Genomic DNA, 22372 nt, shown 5'->3' on the forward strand with positions numbered 1-22372 from the left:
GGTGAGTTCCGTGAAGCGGGGGAACACGGTGAGGCGGTGGGCGGAGGCCCTGCGGGCGTTGCCCCGTACCCTGCGCGAAGATCTGGTGACGTCGGCGGCCGACCCGGCCCCGTATGGGCGGCGGCCGCGCTGGCTGGAGTGGCGCCCGGCTCTCGTGGTGCCGTTGGCGATGTTCGCGTTGGGCATTCTCATCTCCAACACGAACCAGTACGCCTTCGGGTACGGGATGGGCATACAGCTCGCCATTCTGTTCGCCGGCATCCAGTCGGCCGCGATCGTCGTCGCACTGTTCCGTCCCATCCCGGCCTGGTGGGTGTCGATGTTCGTCACGGTCGTGATCACCCCCTTCGCCAAGGCCGCCGGTCCCGGCGGCATGATGTTCCCCTGGAGCAGAGCCGGGATCGCGTGGAGCGGAGCCGGGATCGCGCTGCAGGCCGGGATGCTGTTCCTGCTCGCGCTGCGGGTCCGGCCCCGGATCGCCGCCGAGACGCTGACGATCAGTGTCGTGGTGGGAATTGCCTGCGGTGCGGCCGCTCCCTGGGGCCGGAGCAACGACGTCCACCTCGCCGTCGCAGTTCTCGTCGTCGCCGTGGTGGTCGGCGCCGCGCTGCGTGGCATCGGGGTGGCGCGTACCCAGCTGGTCGCGCAGGAGGAACTCACCGCCGAGGAGCGCTCCCGGCGCACTCTTCTGGAGGAGCGCAACCGGATCGCCCGCGAGCTGCACGACGTGGTCGCCCACCACATGTCGGTCATCTCCATCCAGGCGCAGGTCGCCCCGCACCTGGTCGAGAACCCGTCCGACGAGCTCAAGGAGAACCTCGCGGGCATCCGCGAGAATGCGGTCGGCGCGCTCACCGAACTGCGCAGGGTCCTCGGCGTACTGCGCTCCGAGGACCCCCTGCCGCAGGCGACGAGGCACGCCCCGCAGCCCACCCTCGACCGGCTGGACGATCTGATCGACAACGCGCGCGGCGCCGGGCTCTCGGTCACCGCCGAGACCACCGGGGAGCCGCATCCGCTGTCGCCGGGCGTCGAGCTGTCGGCGTTCCGCATCGTGCAGGAGGCGCTCAGCAACGCGATGCGTTACGCACCGGGCGCAAAGGTGCGGGTGGAGATCGGCCACCACCCGTCGGCTGTCACGGTCCGGGTCACCAACACCCCGCCGGAGCGGCCCGCCCCGCCCTCGCTCGGCGCGGGCCACGGTCTGCTCGGCATGCGCGAGCGCACCGCGATGCTGGGAGGTGAACTCGCCACCGGAGCCACCCCTGACGGCGGCTACGAAGTGACTGCGACGCTGCCCACTCAGCCCCCTGCCCCTCACGCATGACTTCCCGCCCCGTCGGCGCGGGAAGTCATGCGTCCACGCGATGGCCACACAGCGCCGGGGTGCCGCGGGTGGCGTTCGGTCCCATTTCGATCCGTTGGCCTACCTATGGTGTGCTTGGGCGGTCAATTGCTAGGCCATTGGCCCAATGATTTTCCTCTCGTTTGAGCCATGGGCTGCAAAGATGTTGTGATGTACCCGTCGATGGCGCTGCGGATCCCCGCGGCGCCTTTTTCATGCCGGTGTGCAGGGCCGGTGTGCAGGAGCGGGAGCATGCCGTGCTGAAGAGGATGTTCGTTTCCCCGGACCCGGGCCGACTGCGGCTGCGCAGCGGTCTCCGGGCCGTCCTCGGCATCGGGCTGGCCGTCGTGGTGTGCGCTCTGGCCGGTCACTCGCTTGTCGCGGCCGTCACCGGCGGGCTTGCCGCGCTGCTGGCCCTGTTCACGGTGCTGGACGCCACGGTGCGCGATCAGGCGATCACCACCGCCCTGCTGCCCGCCGCCGGTTTCCCCGTGCTCGCCCTTGCTGCCGGGCTTCACGATCATCCATTGGCACGGGACGCGGCCTTTCTCGCGGTCATGGGTCTGGGCGTGTACGCCCGACGATGGGGGCCGCGCGGCCACTCACTGGGCATGTTCGCCTTCATGGCCTTCTTCACCACGCAGTTCCTCCACACGCTGCCCGGGCAGTTGCCAGAGCTGTACTCCGCGGTCGCCCTCTCCTTGCTCGCCTCGTCGACCGTCCGCTTCGGGCTGTGGTGCTACGAGCGCCGGCTGCCCGCTGCCGCCGTACCCACCCCGGCGACCGGCAGGGGGCTGGCCCGCGTGACCACGCGCCAGGCGATTCAGGCGACCGTCGGCGGAGCCCTCGCGCTCACGGCGGGGCTGCTCCTCTCCGAGCAGCGCTGGTACTGGGCCGTGGGCGCCACATGGTGGGTCTTCGTGAACACCGCCTCGCGCGGCGAGACGCTGGTACGGGGCTTCCGCAGGGTCCTGGGAACACTGATCGGCATCCCCATCGGCCTGGCCGTCGTCGTTCCGCTGCACGGTGCTGCCGTGCCCAGCGCGGTCGTCGTCGCGATCGGCGTCTTCGGGATCTTCTACACCGCTGCCGTCTCGTACACCTGGATGGTGTTCTCCGTGACGGTGATGGCGGGGACGCTCTACGGACTCCTCGGCGTGCTGGACCCGGCCCTGCTCATGCTGCGGCTCACCGAGACCGGTGCCGGAGCGCTCGGTGCGATGCTCGCGGTGCTCCTCGTGCTGCCGGTCACCACACACGCCACGACCGACGCATGGATCCAGCGGGCCCTGCGCTGCGTGCACGCCTGCACCGCGGAAGCCGCAGCGCGACTCTCCGGCTCGACAACCGCCGGCCCGGCGACCCGCATCGCCGAGCTGGAGGCGCTCCTCGGGCGGGTGCGGCTGTCCCTGGCCCCGCTGGTGCATCCGCTGAGCCCACTGCGCGCCCGAAAGGCCCGCGCAGGACAGGTGCTCGCTCTGCTGGACACATGCGCACGCGAGGTGCGCGGACTGGCCTCCGTCGCTGCGGACCCGGAAGCGTCCCACGACGCCCGCCTCGCTGCTGCCTGCTGGCGCGTCGAAGCCTCCGTGGAGGCGTTGACGGCCCCGGATCGGCCGCAGCGGGCGGGCGTGCCGGGCATCCCGCCGCACCAGACCGGCGCAGAGCCCGCGCTCGCCCACCTGCACGGTCTGGAGCGGGCACTCGCCGAGCTGGCCGCCCCGCTGCACAGCGATCCGCGCGCCCCGTTGATCGGTGTGTGAAGCGCCCCCGCGGAGCCGGCCGGCAACCCGAGACCTTGGTCTAGACCTCGATGGGTCGACTGCTACCGTCGCCCCGGAAGATCACGACGCCACGAACGGTCGTGCTCAGTCGGCGGAGAGGGGCAGTGCGGTGACAAGCAGTGCGGTGGGCAGCGGCAACGGCGCGGGACGGGCATTCATCGGGTCGTTCACCTCGGCGGGCGGGCGGGGTATCACCGCCGCCGCCGTGGATCAGGAGACCGGGGCCCTGACCGTCCTAGGCTCGACGGACACCGTTCCCGATCCCTCGTATCTCGTCCTGGGGCGCGGGCCGGGTCCGGGTGGCAGGGCGCTCTACACGGTCAGTGAGACCGAGCACGGTGCGGCCGCCGCACTCGACATCACCGGCGATGTGCCGCGGCCGGTCGGCGAGATCCGACCGGTGGAAGGCGCTGGTCCGACCCATCTCGCGCTCGCGGGCGGTCATCTGCTCACCGCCAATTACGGCTCCGGCAGCGTCACCGCTCTGTCGGTGCGGGAGGATGGTTCCCTCGGCGCCGTCACCGCCGTGCTCAGGCACGAGGGCAGCGGTCCGGACGCCGACCGTCAGCGGGGCCCGCACGCACACCAGGTGCTGCCGGACCCGTCGGGGAACTGGGTGCTCAGTGTTGACCTCGGGACCGACTCCATACGGATCTGCTCGCTCGACACGATCACCGGGGTGTTGCGGCTGCACGGCGAGACGGCCCTGCGGCCGGGCACGGGCCCGCGCCACCTGGCCTTCCACCCTGCGGGCAGTCACACCTACGTCCTGAACGAACTCGAACCGACCGTCACCATATGCAGGTGGGACGCGGCCGCGGGAGTCCTGGAACCGGTCGCTGAGACGTCCGTGCTGCCCGAGGAATCGGCGCGTGGCGGGGACACGGCGACCTACCCGTCCGAGGTGGTCGTCTCGCACGACGGACGGTTCCTCTGGACGGCCAACCGGGGGCACGACAGCATCTCCGTTCTCGCGCTCGACGGAACGGGCGAGAAGGCGACGCTGGTCACGACCGTGGGCTGCGGCGGGCACTGGCCGCGCGATCTCGCGCTCGATCCCACCGGCCGATGGCTGTACGCGGCCAATGAGCGGTCCGGGAACGTCAGCTGGTTCGCCGTCGACCCGGCGACCGGCATCCCGCGCCGCGCGGGCTCGCTGAAGGCCCCTGCCGCGTCCTGCGTGATCTTCGCCTGACATCACGCCACGCACAGCCGAATCGCCGGGCGGACAGAAAGATCAAGCCCGCCCGGCGATCGATGACAGACCGATGCCGGGCGTGCCCGGCATCGGTTCAGTGCGTCTGAGCACCCTGCGGCGTCGCCGGCGTGATACCGAGCGCCGTCGTGTACATCGACAGCACGAGCTTGCCGATCGCCGGATATGCGCCGAGCGGCTCGGCCGTCGCGCAGCCCGCCTCCTTCGCGGCGGCGTCCAGCAGCCCTTCGGCCACCTCGGGGCCGACGAGGTACGGAGCCAGCGCGAGCTGCACCGAGCCGGAGCTCGTGAGCTGCTCTGCGATCGACGCGACGGAACCCTCCACATCGAGTGCGGCGGCCATCACCGGTACCGCGAGCCGGGCAGCCAGCAGCATGCCGGTGATCCCGGCGGCCTGCACGGCCTCCTCGCCACCCACCGTGGCCAGCACGATGCCGTCGGCGGCCGTGGCCACCGTGAAGAGCCTGGCACGGTCGGCGCGGGCCAGACCGGCCTCGGAGAGGCGTACGTGCAGCGCCTCGGCGAGCAGCGGGTGCGGGCCGAGTACATCGGTCAGCTCGACCTGCGTACCGCTGTCCATCACGGCCTGCCGTATCCGCCGGATCAGGGCGCTGTCCGGCCCCGCGAGCAGCGGCACCACGACGGCGGACGGACCCTCGGGCTCGGCGACCTCGCGGCCCGCGGCCTGCGCCTGCTCGAAGCGCGCGATGCGCTCGGCGGCGCTGTGGGTGAGTACGGACGAGAGCTTCGGGTACTCGGCATCGTCGCCGTCGAGATAGCCGATCCGGGCATTGAGGCCGGGCAGCTCGGAACGGGCGATGCTGATCACCTCTTCGGCCAGGCTGCGCGTGGCCGAAGAGGGGGTACCGGGAACGGCGAGAACGAGCGCGGCAGCGCCCTCAGGTGCGACCACGGGCTCCGGGCGGCGGTGCCGTCCGGACTGGCGAGGTCGCGGCATTCGTACAGGCAGGCCGGAAGCGGGCCCAGTGGGGGTGCTCATGGCGCCGCATGCTACTGGTTTTGGGTGCCCCTCTGTTCGGGGAGGGCCCGGCCGGGTGTTATCTGTCCGCTTTTATCCGATGAGAGGCTTACCGGCTGACTGTCCCGCTCTGTCGGTGCCTATCCGGGCTCCTGCTCAGGCCCATGACCGGGTACGCAGAGCAACGTCGGATGGCGGGGCAGTCGCAGATCCCCGGCGGCCAACGCCTGAGCGATGGACAGTGCACCGGTCAGCGGATCACCCGAACCGGGGACCGTCCGTGCCTGCGGGAGCTGCCGGGACAGTTCCTCTCGCAGCGGTACGAGCAGTGGATCACCCATCCGGAACAAGCCGCCCGTCAGGGCCACTTCGCACGGTTCGTTGTCGGCCCCGGCCTTCGGACACACCGCCGCGGCCGCCTCCGCGATATGTCCGGCGGCCTCGCGCAGAATGCCCGCGGCGACCGGATCATGCCCGGCGCACGCGGCGACCTCGGGCGCGAACGAGGCCAGCACGGCAGGCCGGTCGGTGCGCGGATACAGCAGTCCCGGCAGCTCCGGCGCCGGCCCGAACACCGCCTCCAGCCGGGCCAGCAGTGCGGCGGATCCACCGCGCCGCCCGTCATGGGCGCGCATGGCCGCATCGAGCCCGGCCCGCCCGATCCACGCGCCGCCCCCACTGTCACCCAGCAGATGACCCCAGCCGTCGGCCCGGCGCCAGCTCGTCAGATCCGTGCCCAGCGCGATCATGCCCGTGCCGCCCGCGACGACCGCCCCCGGGCGCTGACCGACCGCACCCGCGTAAGCGGTCACCGCGTCGGCGGCGAGAGCCAGCCGACGCATCCCGAGCGCGCTCTCCAGGGCCGAAGGCAGCTCGGCGCGCAACTGTCCGCCGAGCGTCGCCATACCGGCGGCGCCGATCGCCACGGCGGCGATCCCGGCGTCGTCACCGCTGCCGTGCTGCTCCAGCAGCCGGCGGGCGGCGGGCAGCAGTTGCTCCAGAAGATGGCCCGCATCGATCCCCGCAGGCCCGGTGCGTACCGGCTCGGCGCAGACGGTCGTGCCCACCGGGGCGGACATGCCGACGTTGCTCAGCGCCACCCGCAATCCGGAACCGCCCGAGTCCACGCCGAGCACGAACGGCCCCGGCGTACCCGTCGCGCCGGCCGATGCGTCCGTCTCCGTCCGCGCCGTCACGACAGCCTCCACCGGGCGCAACGAGCACCGCCGCTTTCCGGCGAACGCCTGTGTGACCTCATGGACCGGCTCCAGACAGAGAAGAGGTGAGAAGAGGAATGACGGCGGCAGCCTATCCCGAGTCCCGGATGCGGGACTTCGGGGCGCAGGAGACCGGCTGCGGAAGCCGCCATAGCGGCGAGGAGCGGGTCCAGTACGCCGGTAGAGTGATGCTTCGTGGCACCACGACCGTTGAATGAAGTAGTCGAGCCCGGCTGGGCCGAGGCGCTGGCCCCTGTGGCCGGACGCATCGCCGCGATGGGCGATTTCCTCCGTGCGGAGGTCGCGGCCGGCCGCACTTATCTGCCGGCCGGCGCGAACGTTCTGCGCGCATTCCAGCAACCCTTTGACGAGGTACGTGTCCTGATCGTCGGTCAGGACCCCTACCCGACACCCGGGATGGCCATGGGGCTGAGTTTCTCCGTGGCCCCCGAGGTGCGTCAGCTGCCCGGCAGTCTGGAGAACATCTTCCGGGAGCTGCACACGGACCTGGGGCTCCCGCGACCGTCCAACGGCGATCTGACGCCCTGGACGCGCCAAGGCGTGCTGCTGCTGAACAGGGCGCTGACCACGGCGCCCCGCAAACCGGGCGCGCATCGCGGCAAGGGCTGGGAAGAAGTGACCGAGCAGGCCATCCGGGCCCTGGCGGCGCGTGGCAAGCCCCTGGTGTCAGTGCTGTGGGGGCGCGACGCCCGTAATCTGCGGCCGTTCCTCGACGGCTTCCCGGCGATCGAGTCCGCGCACCCCTCGCCGATGTCGGCGGACCGCGGCTTCTTCGGCTCGCGCCCGTTCAGCCGCACCAATGAACTCCTGCTCCGCCAGGGGGCTCAGCCGGTGGACTGGCAGCTGCCGTGAGCCGAAGCCGCCGCCGGTGCGGGACCGGCGGCGAAGCTCCCGCTGACGACCACACCGGTCAAGTGCTGATGACCGCCGCCCGGACGCACAGGACGTCCGGCAGGTGTGAGGCGAGCTGCTGCCAGCTGTCCCCGTCGTCCGCGCTCGCATACACCTCGCCGTTGCGATTGCCGAAGTAGACGCCCGCGGGGTCGGCGTCGTCCGTACACAGCGCATCGCGCAGCACCGTGCCGTAATGCGTCTCCTCGGGCAGGCCCGCCGAAAGAGGCTCCCAGGTGCTGCCCGCGTCGCCCGTGCGGAAGACCCGGCAGCGGTGCTCGGCCGGCACGCGGTCGGCGTCGGCGTTGATCGGGAAGAGGTACGCCGTGTCCGCGCGGTGCGGGTGCGCCGCTGCGGCGAATCCGAAATCGGAGGGCAGGCCCCGGCCGATGTCCGTCCAGTTGTCCCCGGAGTCGTCGCTCCGGAACACTCCCCAGTGGTTCTGGAGGTAGAGCCGGTCGGGATCGACCGCGTCCCGGGCCACCTTGTGGACGCACTGACCGAACTCCGGATCCGGGTCGGGGAGGAAGACCGCCGACACTCCCTTGTTCGACGGAGCCCAGCTCGCACCGCCGTCCTTGGTGCGGAACACCCCGGCCGTGGAGACCGCGACCGTCACGGCCCGGGCATCCCTGGGGTCCGTGAGGATCGTGTGCAGACCCTCACCGCCCCCGCCCGGCACCCACTTCGAACGCGTCGGATGCTCCCACAGCGGGCGGACCAGCTCGAAGGACACCCCGCCGTCCTGAGACCGGAACAGCGCCGCCGGCTCGGTCCCCGCGTACACGACATCGGGCGCCTCGGGGCCCGCCGGGTGGAGCTGCCAGACCCGCTCCAGCGATGCCTCGGTGAACTGAGGGAACTTCACGGCCGGTTGCTGTGGTTCGACCCAGGTGCTGCCCAGGTCGTCGGAGCGGAAGACCGAGGGGCCCCAGTGCGCGCTGTCCCCGCCGACCAGCAGTCGGGGGACCTGCCTGCGGGTGTCGATGGCGATCGAATAGATCGCCTGGGCATTGAAATGCGGGCCGTCGAACTCCCACGTGCGACCGCGCCTGCGGCCGATGAAGAGTCCCTTGCGGGTGCCCACGGTGAGTAGTACGTCGGTCATGGCCGAACCTCCCGAAACGCCGTTGTGTCGGATACGGGCCAGTCTGCACCCCACCACTGACAGTGACCCGCAGGGCAGCTCCGGTCACCCGGGCCCTGTTGCTTCCACGGCCGGCGAAGGTACGGTGCAGCACGTATGGAAAGCGCTTGCCGCAGCCGCCGACGCAGAGAGACCGAGGAGTAGCCGTGCCGACCTTCGAGGGGCTGCCCGGTGCCGTCGCCGTTTCCCACCTGCGGGTCTACGACTGGCCCACCGCGGACGGCCTGCGCGGCGGGACGCCCCATCTCCACCTCACCTGCTCCGAGGGGTATGTGGTGGTCGGGGGCACGGGCTCGGTGCAGACCCTCACCGCGTCGGGGTTCCGGCAGACGCCGCTGGCTCCGGGTGCCCTGGTCTGGTTCACGCCGGGCACGATCCACCGCCTGGTCAACGAGGACGGGTTGCGCATCGTCGTCCTCATGGAGAACAGCGGGCTGCCCGAGGCCGGTGACGCCGTACTCACTCTGCCGCCCCGCCGCCTCGCGGACCCCGACGCCTACCGGGCGGCGGTCGTCCTTCCCGTCGACGGCTCCGAAGAGGAACAGGAGCGGGCCGCCCGCGCCCGCCGTGATCTCGCCGTCGAGGGTTTTCTCGCGCTGCGCCGGGCGACCGAGGCGGGTGACCCCGAACCGCTCGCCGACTTCCACCGGGCCGCCGCCGCACTCGTACGCCCGAGGGCCGAGGACTGGCGGGGGCGCTGGCAGAAGGGGGCCGCCGCCGCGTCCGAGGTGACCGGCGGACAGCTCGACGCTCTGGCGCGCGGTGACAGCGGATACCTCGCCGACGCCTGTGTGCACGCCGAACAGCCCTCCGGGTACGGAAAGTTCGGCATGTGCGGCCGTCTGGACGTCTACCGCGGCTGATCGGCCCCGGCGATGCCGGCCCCGGCGGAGCGCGTCAGGACCCGGGTCGTGCTGCCGTCGTCCTCCACCGTGTCCCGGACGTGCCGGAAGCCGATCCGGCCCAGCAGCGCCAGCGACGCCGCGTTCTCGGCGGCCACCGTCGCATGCACCTCGGTGAGCCCGAGGACGTCCAACCCGTACGAAGTCAGTGTCTGCGCGATCTCGGTGCCGAACCCCTGTCCCCATGCGGCCGGAGCCAGGGCGTAGACGATCTCGTGGCCGTCCACATCCGGGGACGGGGACGGCTTGATCTCAGCATGGCCGACCAGACGGCCGCCTTGTCGCACGGCCCATACGTCGAAGAGCTGCTGTGCGTACACCTTGCTGAAGATCCGCCCGAACAGGTCGCGGCCCTCGGCCTCGGTACAGGGTCCGTCACCCATCCACCGGGACACCCGGGCATCCTGGAAGAGCGCCACGAAGCCGTCCTCGTCCGCGGGTGTGTACGGCTCCAGGAGCAGCCGCCCGGTGTGCAGGGTGGGGGTCGTCATGACGGGGGACGGTACGCGGCTCCCGTCCGGCCCGCAACGGAATAGGAGCGCAGGTCGGACCGGTGAGCGGGGTGCGGGCAGGAGGGATCAGCGGCTGGGCTCCGCGGTGCTGCTGCGCACCACCAGCTTGGTGGCCAGATCGACCCGGGTGGTCGCGGGCCGGGCGCCCCGGCGGAGGTCGAGGACCAGGCGGGCGGCGGTCTCGGCCATCTCTATGAGCGGCTGACGCACCGTGGTGAGCGGTGGTCCGATCCACCGGGTGAGGGGCAGATCGTCGAACCCGACGACGCTCAGGTCCTCCGGGATGCGCAGCCCCAGTTCGCGGGCGGCCTCGTAGATACCGAGGGCCTGGAGATCATTGCCCGCGAACAAGGCGGTGGGCGGGTCGGGCAGTTGCAGGAGTTCGAGGCTCGCCGCGTAGCCGGCCTCGTGGTGGAACTCGCCCTCCCGGATCAGTTCCGGATCGAAGGGCAGGCCCGCGGTCTCCAGTGCGGCCCGGTAGCCGTCGACGCGGGCGCGGCTGCACATCATGCGGGACGGGCCGCTCACGACGCCGATCCGGCGGTGTCCGAGACCGGTCAGATGGCGGGTGGCTGCCAGCCCGCCTTGCCAGTTGGTGGTCCCGACCGACGGCACGTCGTCACCCGGGTCGCCCGCCGGGTCGACCACGGCGTACGGGATGTTGCGACTGGTCAGCTGGGCACGCTGGGTGGCCGTCAGGTCGGAGAGCACCAGGATCACCCCGACCGGCCGACGGGCCAGTACACCGTCCACCCAGGTCTGGCCGGGGGTCAGTCGGCCGGCGCTCTCGGAGAGCACGAGGCTCAGCCCTTCCTCCCGGGCGACGTTCTCGACGCCTCTGACGACCTCCATGGCCCAGGAACTGTCCAGCTCGTGAAAGACGAGGTCGATCAGCTGGGACTGCGCCGTGGAGCCACGCCTGCGGCGGTAGCCGTGCAGCAGAAGCAGCTCCTCAACCCTGGTACGGGTAGCCGGGGCGACGTCGGCGCGTCCGTTCAGCACCTTCGAAACTGTCGGAGCCGAGACTCCGGCGGCCCGGGCGATTTCCGCCAGCGTGGCGTTGCCTTCCGGCGACTCGCCGATCGGCGTCTTCTCCTGTTGGGGATGGACCTTTGCGGGGCTCATGCAGGAATCGTAGCCTCCCGCCGCCTCAATCGGGTGCGTCGGTCCTGCTCGGTGAATACCTCGCCGCACCTCTTGACGTGCCCGAAACGCGACCGTACGGTTCCGGCAACATTCGAGCGAATCTCCGAAACATTCGACAGAGGTGCGGTCATGCGGTCGGGCATTTTCACTCACGGTACGCAAACAGCGAGATGGACCGCGGCAGGTGCAGCCATGGTCATGGCTGGGCTGCTGACCGGTTGCGGTTCCGGCGGGAACGGCGGCAGCGACGGCGGAACGATCACCGCCTACGTGTACGGAGACGACGCGGTCAAGGTCCAGCAGGCCGCGGTGAACGACTTCAACAAGACCTCCAAGGTCAAGGTCAAGCTGGTGTCGGTCCCCGGCACCGACTACGTGAACAAGCTCCGCAGCTCCATGGGCTCGCCCAGCGCTCCGGATGTCTTCTTCAACTGGGGCGGCGGCTCGATCAAGCCGTACGTCGATGCGAAGCAGCTGGTCGACCTCACGTCGACGGTCAACAGCACCCCTGAGCTCAAGGACGGATTCCTTCCGTCGATCATGATGGCGGGCGGCCTCGACGGGAAGATCTACGGGGTGCCGATGCGCGGCATGCAGCCTGTGATGCTCTTCTACAACAAGACCCTCTTCGCCGAGAACAAGGTGGCGGCTCCCAAGACCTGGGAGGACCTGCAGAACGCCATCACCACCTTCAAGGCCAAGGGCATCACGCCGTTCGCACTCGGCGGCTCCGACAAGTGGCCCGAGCTGATGTGGATGGAGTACCTGCTCGACCGGATCGGTGGTCCCGAGGTCTTCAAGAAGATCCAGAACGGCGACAGCGCCGCCTGGGGCGACGCGGCCGTGCTCAAGGCGGCCCAGACCGTCAAGCAGCTCGTCGACCAGGGTGCCTTCGGCAAGAACTTCAACTCCGTCGACTACGGCAACGGTGGCGCGCCCACGCTCCTCAACAAGGGCAAGGCCGCCATGCACCTCATGGGCTCCTGGGAGTACTCGACCCAGCTGGGCAAGGCGCCCGAGTTCGCCAAGAAGGACCTCGGCTGGACCGCTTTCCCGACCGTGGCCGACGGCGTCGGCGACGCCGCGGACGTGGTGGGCAACCCCACCAACTACTGGTCCATCAACGCCCGTACGGAGCACAAGGACGCCGCGATCGCCTTCCTGAAGGTGATGGCGTCCGAGAAGTACGCCAAGGCCCTGGTCGACAACGGCGAAATCCCCACCACCTCCAACGCGGCCTCGATGTTCAGCACGTCGCCCAACCCGCAGTTCGCCAACGACCAGTACAGCCTGGTCCAGAAGGCGCCCAGCTTCACGCTCTCGTGGGACCAGGCACTGGAGTCCCAGTACGCCACCCCGCTGCTCACCGAGATCAGCAAGCTGTTCGCCGGCAAGTCCACACCCGAGCAGTTCGTCGCAGCGATGAAGGCCGTCAAGTAGGCATGTCCCACCACACTCCGCACCTGAAGACGCGTGGGGGCGGGAAGACGGCCGTCAGCAACGTCGGCCGTCCTCCGGTCAGCTGGGCTCTGCCCGGCATCCTCTTCTTCGCCGTCTTCGCGATCGTCCCGCTGGCGATCGCCGTCTATCTCTCCTTCTGCCGCTGGGACGGGCTGAACTCCCCGACCCCGGCAGGCCTGGACAACTGGACTCGGCTGTTCAAGGATCCGGAATTCCGCCAGGCCGCCTGGCTGAGCCTTCTGCTGACCACCGTCAGCTGGGCCTTCCAGACCCCCGTGGCACTGCTCCTCGGTGTCTGGGCGGCGGGCCGGCAGCGCAGCAGGGCCGTGCTCTCCGCGGTCTTCTTCGTCCCGCTGCTGCTCTCCACCACCGCCATCGCCATGCTCTTCCACGCCCTGCTGGACCCCAACTTCGGCGTGATCAAGGAGATAGGGCCCTGGTTCGGGATCGACCCGAACATCATGGGATCCTCCACCGGCGCCCTGCTCACCGTGGCGTTCGTCGGCGGCTGGCAGTTCATGCCGTTCCACACCTTGATCTACCAGGGCGGTGCGCGGCAGATCCCCGAGGTGCTCTACCAGGCGGCCGAAATGGACGGCGCCGGGATGTTCCGGCAGTTCTTCCACATCACGCTGCCGCAGCTGCGCCACACCATCACGACCTCGTCGGTTCTGATGATCGTCGGCTCGCTGACGTACTTCGACACCGTGCTGATCATGACCAAGGGCGGTCCCGGCACGGACACCACGGTTCTGCCGTATCTGATGTACCGGACCGGCTTCCAGACCTACGACCTCGGCTATGCCGCGGCGATCGCCACGGCCCTGGTCGTGGTCGCCACCGCCCTGTCGCTGATCCTGGTCCGCTTCAGCGGTTTCGGGAACATGCGGTCCACCCGGGAAGGTATGTGACGAGATGTCAATCGACACCCGCCCCGAGGCGCCGGCCATGTCGCCCGCGGTCCGACACCATGGGGCAGCCGCAGGCCGCCGCAAGCGCTGGGGCAACCCACTGGCCGGTCTGGGCTCGCTGGTCTGGCTCATCATCGTGGTCGTACCGCTCTACACCCTGATTTCCTCGTCGCTGATGCACCAGGACGAGTCGCTCAACGGCGACCCGCTGGCCTTCCCCACGCATCCGACGCTCGACAACTACAACACCGTGCTGCACAGCGGCTTCTCCACGATGCTCGCCAACACGGCGATTGTCGCCGCGTCCACCGTGGCCATCGTGCTGCTGCTCTCGGTGCCCGTCGCCTACGTGGCGGTGCGCACCCGCAGCCGGCTCTCCTCGCTCGCCTTCCGGACCTTCCTGCTCGGCGTGGCGATCCCGGCGCAGGCGGTGATCGTGCCGCTGTATCTGCTCATCGGCAAGATGGGGCTGTACGACACCCTGCCCGCGATCATCCTGCCGACCGCCGCTTTCGCGATGCCGGTGGCGGTGCTGGTGCTCAGCGGCACCATGCGCGACGTCTCCGAGGAGATGTACGAGGCGATGGCGCTCGACGGCGCCTCGCCCCTGCGGATGCTGTGGCAGCTGGCGGTCCCCATGTCCAAGGCCGGCATCAGCACCGTGGCCATCTACACGGCGCTCCAGGCGTGGAACGGCTTCCTCTTCCCGCTGATCCTGACGCAGTCGGAGGAGAACCGGGTACTGACCCTCGGTCTCTTCAACTTCATGACCCAGTTCGGCGTCAACATCCCCGCCGTTCTGGCCGCGATCGTCCTCTCCGTCGTACCCATCTTCGCCGTCTACCTCGTGGCACGGAAGGCGCTGATCAACGGACTGATGGGGGTGGGCGGCAAGTAGCACACCCACGCCGCCCCGCACCACCGCACTCATGAGAGGAACCCCTGCCGCCATGGCAATCCCCCCTGCCCCGCATGTCCACCAGGCCTCCCGGCCCACCGCCGTCGACGGCCCGTGGCGCGACCCTTCACTCACCCCCGAGACACGGGTGGCGGACCTCGTTGCCCGGATGACGCTGGAGGAGAAGGCCGCGCAGCTGTACGGAGTCTGGGTGGGCGCCGACGCGGACGGTGACGGGGTCGCACCGCACCAGAACGACATGGTCGACCCGGTCGACTGGGACGAGCTCACCACCCGCGGCCTCGGGCAGCTGACCAGGCCGTTCGGTACCGCCCCGGTGGACCCCGGCGTCGGCGCCGTCTCACTCGCCCGGGCCCAGGAACGGATCGTGGAGGCCGGACGGTTCGGCATCCCGGCGATCGCCCACGAGGAGTGCCTCGCAGGCTTCACCGCCTGGGGGGCCACCGCCTACCCCGTACCGCTGTCCTGGGGAGCCGCCTGGAACCCGGATCTCATCACCGAGATGGCCCACCGCATCGGCCGCGATATGCGGTCGGTGGGTGTCCACCAGGGACTCGCACCTGTCCTCGACGTGGTGCGCGACCTGCGCTGGGGCCGCGTGGAGGAGACCATCGGCGAGGACCCGTACCTGGTCGCCACCATCGGCACTGCGTACGTCCGCGGCCTGGAGTCCGCCGGCATCGTCGCCACGCTCAAGCACTTCGCGGGATACGCCGCGTCGGCGGGCGCCCGCAACCTCTCGCCGGTCCGGGCCGGAGCGCGGGAGATGGCCGACGTCGTCCTCCCGCCCTTCGAGATGGCGCTGCGCGAGGGAGGCGCCCGTTCGGTGATGTCCTCGTACACCGAGATCGACGGCGTCCCCACGGCGGCCGACCCGGTGCTGCTCACCGAACTGCTCAGGGACACCTGGGGGTTCAACGGCACCGTCGTCGCCGACTACTTCGGCATCGGCTTCCTGGAGACCCTGCACAAGGTCGCCGCGGACCGAGCGGACGCCGCCCGCCTCGCGCTGGCGGCAGGGGTGGACGTCGAGCTGCCTACTGTCCGCAGTTACGGCGATGCGCTCGTCACCGCCGTACAGGACGGCCTCGTGGCCGAGGAACTGGTCGACCGGGCGCTGAACCGGGTCCTGCTGCAGAAGTGCGAGCTCGGACTGCTCGACCCGGAATGGTCGCCGCTGCCGGCCGTGCTGGCCGGGGCGGACCCCGAGCAGGCACGCGACACCGTGGACCTCGACCCGCCGGAGAACAGGGCGCTCGCCCGGAACCTGGCCGAGCAGGCCGTCGTGCTGCTCGCCAACCCCGGCGACGCGCTGCCGTTGCGCGGCGACGGCCGGATCGCGGTCGTCGGGCCGCGCGCCGACGACGCCCTGGCCATGCTCGGCTGCTACTCCTTTCCCAGTCATGTCGGCGTCTCGCACCCAGAGATGCCGATGGGCATAGACATCCCGACCGTTCTCCAGTCGCTGCGCGCGGAGTTCCCCGAGGCGAAGCTGTCTTCGGCCCAGGGCTGCGAGGTGGACGGTACGGACACCTCCGGCATCGCCGCCGCAGCGGAGCTCGCCCGGGACGCCGATGTCTGCGTCGCCGTGCTCGGCGACCGGGCCGGCCTCTTCGGCCGCGGCACCACCGGTGAGGGATGCGACGTCGCCGACCTTTCCCTGCCCGGTGTCCAGGGCGAGCTGCTCGACGCGTTGCTGGCCACCGGGACCCCGGTGATCCTGATCCTGCTGACGGGACGTCCGTACGCGCTGGGCCACTGGGCCGACCGGACGGCCGCCACCGTGCAGGCTTTCTTCCCCGGCGAGGAGGGCGGTCCGGCGCTGGCCGGTGTGCTCTCCGGGAGGGTCAACCCCTCCGGACGGCTGCCCCTCGGGGTCCCGCACGGTCCGGGCGGCCAGCCGTGGACCTACCTCCAGCCGCCGCTGGGCCTGGCGAACGGGGTCAGCAACCTGGACCCGACGCCCCTCTACCCGTTCGGCCACGGACTCTCGTACACCACCTTCTTCTGGGAGCCCGGCGAGCCCGTTCCGGCTGAGATCCCCACCGACGGCTCCACCGACATCGAGGTCACCGTCCGCAACACCGGTGACCGGCAAGGCGCCGAGGTGGTGCAGCTCTATGTCCACGATCCGGTCGCCCAGACCACCCGCCCGCAGGCACGGCTGATCGGCTACGCCCGGGTGGAGCTCGCCGCCGGGCAGGCCCGGAAGGTTCGCTTCCAATTCCATGCCGATCTGGTGTCCTTCACCGGCATCGGCGGCCGACGGATCGTCGAACCAGGCGATCTGGAACTGCGGCTCGCCACATCGAGTGCCGTCTGTGACATCCGGCAGACGGTACGACTGAGGCTCACCGGCCCCGAGCGCACAGTCGACCACCGTCGCCGGCTGGTCTGCGAAACCGCTGTCGAAGAGGCGGTGCAGACCCCGGCCGCGGCCGGGGTCTGACGCACCGTCCTCCCTTCGTTCCGAGAGTCTCCGCCCGCGGAATCTCGGCCTTCTTGTCGGCTGTGCGAGGAGGTCCTCGAAACTTTCGAAATCTCCACTTCGCCTCCTCGTAGGTCGCACGCATCGACCCCGGTCAGGGGCCGGCCCTCTCCGTCAGGGAGCTGCCGGCCCTTCTGGAATCCACGTCCGTTGATAGAACCTGTCATGCGCAAGGCAAATCAGGCACTCGTGGTCGGCGCCGCCGCCGCAGCCCTGCTCGTCTCCACGCTCACCCTCACCGCCGCTGCCGGCCCCGAGCAGGCGGGCCGGCACGGCAAGCCGAAGGACGACACCGCCACCACCCTCGCCGGGCTCGGCAAGCGGGCCGATCTGCGAATCGGGACGGCCGTCGACATGTCCGCGCTGGCCACCGACGCCCCCCTACCGGGCTGCGCATCCCCGGCATCGGCCGGACCGGCGCCGGCATGGAACCCTTCCCGGTCACCGCGGCCCGGCAGACCCCGGGCGGCAACGGCCAGCGGCTGGAGTACCGGGTCTCCCTGTTCGCGACCGGCCCGGTCACCGTCCGCGCCTACCTGTCACCCCGTAACAACGCCCTGGCCTCCGACGGGCTCACGTACGCCGTCTCTTTCGACGACGACGCACCGCAGAAGGTGAACGTCACGGCGGTGACGGGTTCCGACGACGGCGCGATGAACGTCCAGTGGGCCCGTAACACCTCGGACAACGTCAATGTCACCGGTACGGTGCACCGGAGCGGCCGGCCCGGAGCCCATGTGCTGAAATTCTGGATGGTCGACCCGACGGTGGTGCTGCAGAACCTGGTGGTCGACACCGGCGGCCTCAAGCCCAGCTATCCGGGCCCGCCGGAGAGCCTCCGGCTGCACTGAGCCGAAGGGCGCACCGGGTAAGGGGAGAGCAGAGCGATGACGAGTGGGATCGAGGACCGAGACGGACATGTTGCGACCCTGGAGGTGACCCCTGTTGGGGCGGGGGTCCAGGTCCGGGGCGTGGCACCGTCGGGAGAGTTCACTGTGATCTGCACCCCCGCCCGCGCCCGGGAACTGGCGGCGGCTCTCGCACTCGCGGCGGACGAGGCCGAGAGCGCGCAGTCGGCGCAGCCCGTCACCGTCAAGGCGCGCGAACTGCGTCGAGGGGATGTACGGGACGGCGACCGGGTCATGACGGTGGAGGGCGTCGGGATCGACGGCACCACCGCCCATGTCACCTGGAAGTCGGGCGCTGGACGCAGCTGGACCCAGGGTTACGACGCGGACGCCGACATCACACTGAGGCGTCGCGGATAGCCCGCATACGGCCGCTCAGCGGCGCGTGAGGCCCGTTCCCGGCCGGAAACGGACCGGGAACGGGCCTCGCGCATGTCCACGCCCTTGTACGAAGGACGTCGTAATTTGACGAGTATCGTAGTACGGGATGTATCGTACTAACGATTCTTCCGTACCGTCGAAACGGAGTCCGACGTGAGTGCCCTCTTCGAGCCCTACACCCTGCGGTCGCTCGTCATTCCCAACCGCGTCTGGATGGCGCCCATGTGCCAGTACAGCGCCGAACCTGTGGGGCCGAGCGCGGGCGTCGCGACCGACTGGCACTTCGCCCACCTCGCGGCGCGCGCCGCCGGCGGCACCGGACTCATCCTCACCGAGGCGACGGCCGTCAGCCCCGAGGGCCGGATCAGCCCGGCAGACCTCGGCATCTGGAACGACACCCAGGTGGCCGCCTTCCGCCGGATCACGGACTTCATCAAGGGGCAGGGATCGGTTCCCGGCATCCAGCTCGCCCATGCCGGTCGCAAGGCGTCGACGGCTGCCCCCTGGCTGGGCGGCGGTCCCGTCGGGCCGGATGCGCACGGCTGGACGCCCGTCGCCCCCAGCCCGCTGCCGTTCGACGACGGTCACCCCGTGCCGCACGAGCTGACCGTGGACGAGATCCATGGCATCGTCGGCCGGTTTCGCGAGGCCGCCCGCCGCGCGCTCGACGCGGGCTTCCAGGTTGCCGAGGTGCACGGAGCCCACGGATACCTCGTCGGACAGTTCCTCTCCCCGCACAGCAACCGGCGTGACGACGAGTACGGCGGCAGCTTCGAGAACCGCATCCGCTTCGCACTGCAGGTCGTCGACGCGGTGCGGGAGGTCTGGCCGGAGGAACTGCCCGTCCTCTTCCGGATCTCCGCGACGGACTGGCTCACGGAGAACGACGAGGACGAGCGCGAGGGCTGGACCGTCGACGAGACCGTACGACTGGCCAAGGAGCTCCAGGCCCACGGCGTCGATCTGCTGGACGTCTCCAGCGGCGGGAACGCCCCGCGCGCCCGCATCGAGGCCGGGCCGGGCTACCAGGTTCCCTTCACCCAGCGGGTCAAGGCGGAGACCTCGCTCCCCGTGGCGGCCGTGGGCCTGATCACCGAGCCGCAGCAGGCCGAGAAGATCATCACAGAGGGCCGGGCGGACGCGGTTCTCCTCGGGCGCGAGCTGCTGCGGAGCCCGTCGTGGGCCCAGCACGCAGCCCGCGAACTCGGCGGCGAACTCCGCACGCCGGAGCAGTACCTCTACGCGGTCTGACAGCTGGGCGGCCGCAGCCGGGCACTCGCAGGCGCCGCGGCGGGCGAACAGCCGGTCTTCGGTAAGCCGCTCGACGAGCGCATCACCGTGCCGTTCCCTGTCGAGTCTCAGCTGTCCGGCCTCGAACGCCATGAAGACCACATGCTCTACCGCAAGTTGGCCGACGTGCCGAAGAGCTGGGCCGCCGGCCACAAGGGCGGCAACGGCAAGCGGCTGAAGCTCAACTTCGGCGCAGTCGACCACCGGGCCCGGGTCCGGGGCAGCGGCAAGCAGGTCGCCGAGCACACCGGCGGCTACACCTCCTTCGGCGCCGACATCACCGACGCCATCAAGGGCAGCGGCCCGCAGGAGATCGTCGTCGCCGTCACCGACACCACCGGCCCGAACCAGCCGATGGGCAAGCAGTCGAGCAACCCCGGCGGCGTCGTCCACACCGCGTCCTCCGGCATCTGGCAGACCGTGTGGATGGAGCCGGTCGCCGCCGCCTCCGTGACACGCTGACGACCACGCCCGACATCGACAAGGGCCGCCTCGCCCAGCGATGCCGCCCCCACCTTCGACCTGAAGGCGCCTTCGGGCGAGCAGCGCATTCCGATAGCAAGAGCTGTCAGAGTTTTGCTGCACTCCATTGCGGTGAGGAAGTCATCTGGGCATGACAGGTGCGCAAAGAGCTGAGGCGCGGACAGTTGTGCGGGTGTGGGGGAATGGCGGAACGCGCCGTGATGTTGGGACGTCCATGACCTTTTCTGTGGACGTGACCGTCCGGGGCTACGAACTCGACACGCAGGGACATCTGAACCAGGCCGTCTATTTGCAGTACGCCGAGCACGCGCGCTGGGAACTGCTGCGCGCTGCCGGCCTGTCGCAGGAGAAGCTGCTGGCCAGCGGCGTCGGGCCGGTGGCCCTTGAGACGACGGTGAAGTTCCTGCGGGAGCTCCGCGGCGGCGACCGGGTGCGGGTGACCTGCCAGTTCGTATATGGCGAGGGGAAGACGTTCAAGGTCGCGCAGAAGATCCTCAAGGAGGACGGCACGGTTGCGGCGCAGATCACGGGCGTGGCGGGGATGCTCGACCTGACGGCCCGCAAGCTGATCGCAGATCCCGCCGGACATCTCGCCTCGCTGGCCGAGAACCCGGACCTGCTCAGCGGCTGACCGGCCGCCCCGCGGCTATGCGGTGCCGGTGGTCGGACCTGCCTGCTGATACAGCGTCACCAGCACGCTGTGCACGGGCTGATCCCCGGAGGTCGCCTTCGTCTGCAGTTACCTGCTGGACGAACGCACCCATCTCAACACCATGCATTGGCGCGACGGTGAGCGCCGCGAGCAGTCCTGGAACCTGCCGCACCTTCCCGGCGCGCGCTTCGGCGGCGACAAACCGTTGTACGTGCCGGCCGGTGCCCGTATGTTTTCGGGCGCCGAGGAGCTGACGTACGACCTGCAACAGCTCGGCCGCACCGTAGTTGTCGGCGAGCCGGCCGGCGGTGGGGCACACCCGCGGGAGGGCTGGACGGTCCATCCGCACCTGGAGGCCACCATCCCGGTCGGCCGCCCCGTCAACCCCGTCTCCGGCACCAACTGAGAGGGCACCGGCGTGCAGCCGGACGTCCTTTGCCCCGCCGCCGGTGCCCTCGACCGCGCCCACGAACTGGCCGTCGCCCGGCTGGCGGGCTGACCTCGGCCGACCGGCCTGCTGCGGCCGGCCGGTTCGGTCATGCCTCCTTGACGCCGATGTGCATGCGGTGGTGACCGGGGGCGTCGATCTCATCGAGCAGGGCGATGGCGAAGTCGCTGTAGGAAATACGGGCGGCAGCGTCGACCGTGGCCGTGGTGTAACGGCCGGAGCGCGCACCCTCGTGGTCGAAGTCCCCGGCCGGACTGACGACCAGCCAGTCCAGTGCGGTGGCCGAGGCACGCAGCACCGCCGTGCCGGCTGCGTGGCCGTGGCTGAAGGGGCGGTACTCCTGAGGGAAACCGGGGGTATCCATCAGCGGGGTTCCGTCGGCGGTTTCCATGGTTGCCGACAGGCCGATGGAGATCAGCCGTGGCACACCGGCCCGCGTCAGCCCGTCGGTGAGAGCGCGGGCGGCAGCCGTGAAGAAGACGTCGGGCAGGGCGCCACCGTCGTGGACGGCCGAGATCGCGGCATCGTGCCCGGTCGCCAGGCCGGCAACAGCCCCGACCTCAGTGACATCGCCGGCCACGAGCCGGACGCCCGGACCTTCGAGCTTTCGGTACTTGGCCGGTTCCCTCACGACCGCGGTGACATGGTGCCCGCGGCGAAGGGCCTCGGCGACGGCTGCCCGTCCCGTGCTGCCGCCTGCGCCGAAGATGATGATCCTGCTCATGTGGCTACCTCGCCTCGCGTCCTGGAATCCCTGTGTCGACGTGCTCGGGCAAGGTAGCCGGATCCGTGGTTACCTCCTGGATACCTCGCTAATGTGGCTCCGTGACCAAGCCGCTGGACCCGGAGATGTTCGACCCGGTCTGTCCGTCCGGACTGATGCCGATCCGCGTGGGGGACAAATGGGCCGGAATGATCGTCCAGTGCCTTGAGGGCGGCCCGCGACGCTTCTCCGAGCTACGGATCCCACTGCGTACGATCACGCCCAAGGTCCTCACCCAGTCACTCCGGTCGCTGGAGCGTGACGGTTTCGTCGTCCGCACGGCCCAGGCCGCACCGGCGCGGCACGTCCGGTACGAACTGACCTCGCTCGGCCGGAATCTCCTTGAGCTGCTGGACACGGTGCGCGCCTGGGCGGAGCTCCACATGGAAGAGGTCATCGACGCCCGTGAGGCGGCATCGCGCGCCGATCGCACCGGGTGATGCACGGCCGGACCCGTCGTCGGTGAATCTCAAATTACGATGAGTCTCGTATTATGGGAGACCGGACC

Annotated in this window: 20 protein-coding genes and 2 pseudogenes; 16 read left to right on the forward strand and 6 right to left on the reverse strand. The window is 70.2% G+C overall.

Annotated elements, in window-relative coordinates; translation table 11 throughout:
- The first annotated feature begins 1 nt into the window (after position 1).
- From OG609_RS36250 to OG609_RS36260, 3 genes are all read left to right on the forward strand, one after another.
- Positions 2-1327 (forward strand): sensor histidine kinase, encoded by a 1326-nt coding sequence (locus OG609_RS36250; RefSeq protein ID WP_442818025.1) that lies wholly within the window; start codon positions 2-4, stop codon positions 1325-1327.
- 275 nt (positions 1328-1602) lie between these two features.
- Positions 1603-3108, forward strand: coding sequence for an FUSC family protein (locus OG609_RS36255; protein WP_327276698.1), 1506 nt, complete (start codon positions 1603-1605; stop codon positions 3106-3108).
- A gap of 145 nt (positions 3109-3253) precedes the next feature.
- Complete coding sequence (locus tag OG609_RS36260; protein WP_327278301.1) at positions 3254-4324, forward strand: lactonase family protein; 1071 nt, start codon at positions 3254-3256, stop codon at positions 4322-4324.
- Between the two features lie 97 nt (positions 4325-4421).
- Here the strand turns inward: OG609_RS36260 and OG609_RS36265 are convergent, their stop codons facing one another.
- Positions 4422-5345, reverse strand: coding sequence for a sirohydrochlorin chelatase (locus tag OG609_RS36265; RefSeq protein WP_327276699.1), 924 nt, complete (start codon positions 5343-5345; stop codon positions 4422-4424).
- Positions 5346-5464: 119 nt separating this feature from the next.
- Positions 5465-6520 (reverse strand): N-acetylglucosamine kinase, encoded by a 1056-nt coding sequence (locus OG609_RS36270; protein ID WP_327276700.1) that lies wholly within the window; start codon positions 6518-6520, stop codon positions 5465-5467.
- A 216-nt stretch (positions 6521-6736) separates the two neighbouring features.
- On the opposite strand from OG609_RS36270, the gene OG609_RS36275 reads away from it, so the two are divergent.
- Positions 6737-7414: a uracil-DNA glycosylase gene (locus OG609_RS36275; protein WP_327276701.1), complete on the forward strand. Its 678-nt coding sequence runs from the start codon at positions 6737-6739 to the stop codon at positions 7412-7414.
- A 58-nt stretch (positions 7415-7472) separates the two neighbouring features.
- On the opposite strand, the gene OG609_RS36280 is transcribed toward OG609_RS36275, so the two are convergent.
- Complete coding sequence (locus OG609_RS36280) at positions 7473-8561, reverse strand: WD40/YVTN/BNR-like repeat-containing protein (protein ID WP_327276702.1); 1089 nt, start codon at positions 8559-8561, stop codon at positions 7473-7475.
- Positions 8562-8746: 185 nt separating this feature from the next.
- Here OG609_RS36280 and OG609_RS36285 point away from each other — a divergent pair, with 185 nt between their 5' ends.
- Positions 8747-9463, forward strand: a complete 717-nt coding sequence (locus tag OG609_RS36285; protein ID WP_327276703.1) for a cupin domain-containing protein — start codon at positions 8747-8749, stop codon at positions 9461-9463.
- On the opposite strand, the gene OG609_RS36290 is transcribed toward OG609_RS36285, so the two are convergent.
- Together OG609_RS36290 and OG609_RS36295 are read right to left on the reverse strand one after the other, a co-directional pair.
- Entirely contained in the window at positions 9451-9993 is a 543-nt protein-coding gene (locus OG609_RS36290; RefSeq protein WP_327276704.1) for a GNAT family N-acetyltransferase, read from the reverse strand. The genes OG609_RS36285 and OG609_RS36290 overlap by 13 nt on opposite strands.
- Positions 9994-10080: 87 nt before the next feature.
- A complete protein-coding gene (locus OG609_RS36295; protein ID WP_327276705.1) occupies positions 10081-11139 on the reverse strand; it encodes a LacI family DNA-binding transcriptional regulator in 1059 nt (352 codons plus the stop codon).
- A 213-nt stretch (positions 11140-11352) separates the two neighbouring features.
- Between OG609_RS36295 and OG609_RS36300 the strand changes: the two genes are divergently transcribed.
- The 10 genes and pseudogenes from OG609_RS36300 to OG609_RS36345 all read left to right on the forward strand — a co-directional run bounded on the left by OG609_RS36300 (position 11353) and on the right by OG609_RS36345 (position 21059).
- Positions 11353-12600, forward strand: coding sequence for an extracellular solute-binding protein (locus OG609_RS36300; RefSeq protein ID WP_327276706.1), 1248 nt, complete (start codon positions 11353-11355; stop codon positions 12598-12600).
- Positions 12601-12602: 2 nt separating this feature from the next.
- Entirely contained in the window at positions 12603-13532 is a 930-nt protein-coding gene (locus tag OG609_RS36305) for a carbohydrate ABC transporter permease (protein ID WP_327276707.1), read from the forward strand.
- Between the two features lie 4 nt (positions 13533-13536).
- Complete coding sequence (locus OG609_RS36310) at positions 13537-14430, forward strand: carbohydrate ABC transporter permease (protein WP_442818026.1); 894 nt, start codon at positions 13537-13539, stop codon at positions 14428-14430.
- 52 nt (positions 14431-14482) lie between these two features.
- The gene (locus OG609_RS36315) at positions 14483-16900 is read left to right on the forward strand and encodes a glycoside hydrolase family 3 N-terminal domain-containing protein (protein ID WP_327276708.1); all 2418 of its coding nucleotides are present in this window, start codon (positions 14483-14485) and stop codon (positions 16898-16900) included.
- A gap of 428 nt (positions 16901-17328) precedes the next feature.
- Positions 17329-17790, forward strand: a pseudogene (locus OG609_RS36320) (glycosyl hydrolase 115 family protein); the annotation flags it as partial.
- A gap of 36 nt (positions 17791-17826) precedes the next feature.
- The gene (locus OG609_RS36325; RefSeq protein ID WP_327276709.1) at positions 17827-18207 is read left to right on the forward strand and encodes a hypothetical protein; all 381 of its coding nucleotides are present in this window, start codon (positions 17827-17829) and stop codon (positions 18205-18207) included.
- 174 nt (positions 18208-18381) lie between these two features.
- Positions 18382-19479 (forward strand): NADH:flavin oxidoreductase/NADH oxidase, encoded by a 1098-nt coding sequence (locus tag OG609_RS36330; RefSeq protein ID WP_327276710.1) that lies wholly within the window; start codon positions 18382-18384, stop codon positions 19477-19479.
- Positions 19480-19506: 27 nt separating this feature from the next.
- A pseudogene (locus tag OG609_RS36335) lies at positions 19507-20015 on the forward strand (sugar-binding domain-containing protein); the annotation flags it as partial.
- A 200-nt stretch (positions 20016-20215) separates the two neighbouring features.
- Positions 20216-20632, forward strand: a complete 417-nt coding sequence (locus tag OG609_RS36340) for an acyl-CoA thioesterase (RefSeq protein WP_327276711.1) — start codon at positions 20216-20218, stop codon at positions 20630-20632.
- Positions 20633-20774: 142 nt separating this feature from the next.
- Positions 20775-21059 (forward strand): hypothetical protein, encoded by a 285-nt coding sequence (locus OG609_RS36345; protein WP_327276712.1) that lies wholly within the window; start codon positions 20775-20777, stop codon positions 21057-21059.
- Positions 21060-21189: 130 nt separating this feature from the next.
- Here OG609_RS36345 and OG609_RS36350 read toward each other — a convergent pair whose 3' ends face one another.
- Entirely contained in the window at positions 21190-21825 is a 636-nt protein-coding gene (locus tag OG609_RS36350; protein WP_327276713.1) for an NAD(P)-dependent oxidoreductase, read from the reverse strand.
- 101 nt (positions 21826-21926) lie between these two features.
- Between OG609_RS36350 and OG609_RS36355 the strand changes: the two genes are divergently transcribed.
- On the forward strand, positions 21927-22304 hold the full coding sequence (locus OG609_RS36355) for a winged helix-turn-helix transcriptional regulator (protein ID WP_327276714.1): 378 nt from the start codon (positions 21927-21929) through the stop codon (positions 22302-22304).
- Positions 22305-22372 lie beyond the last annotated feature (68 nt).

It is taken from the genome of Streptomyces sp. NBC_01224, from assembly GCF_036002945.1.
GTDB lineage: Bacteria > Actinomycetota > Actinomycetes > Streptomycetales > Streptomycetaceae > Streptomyces.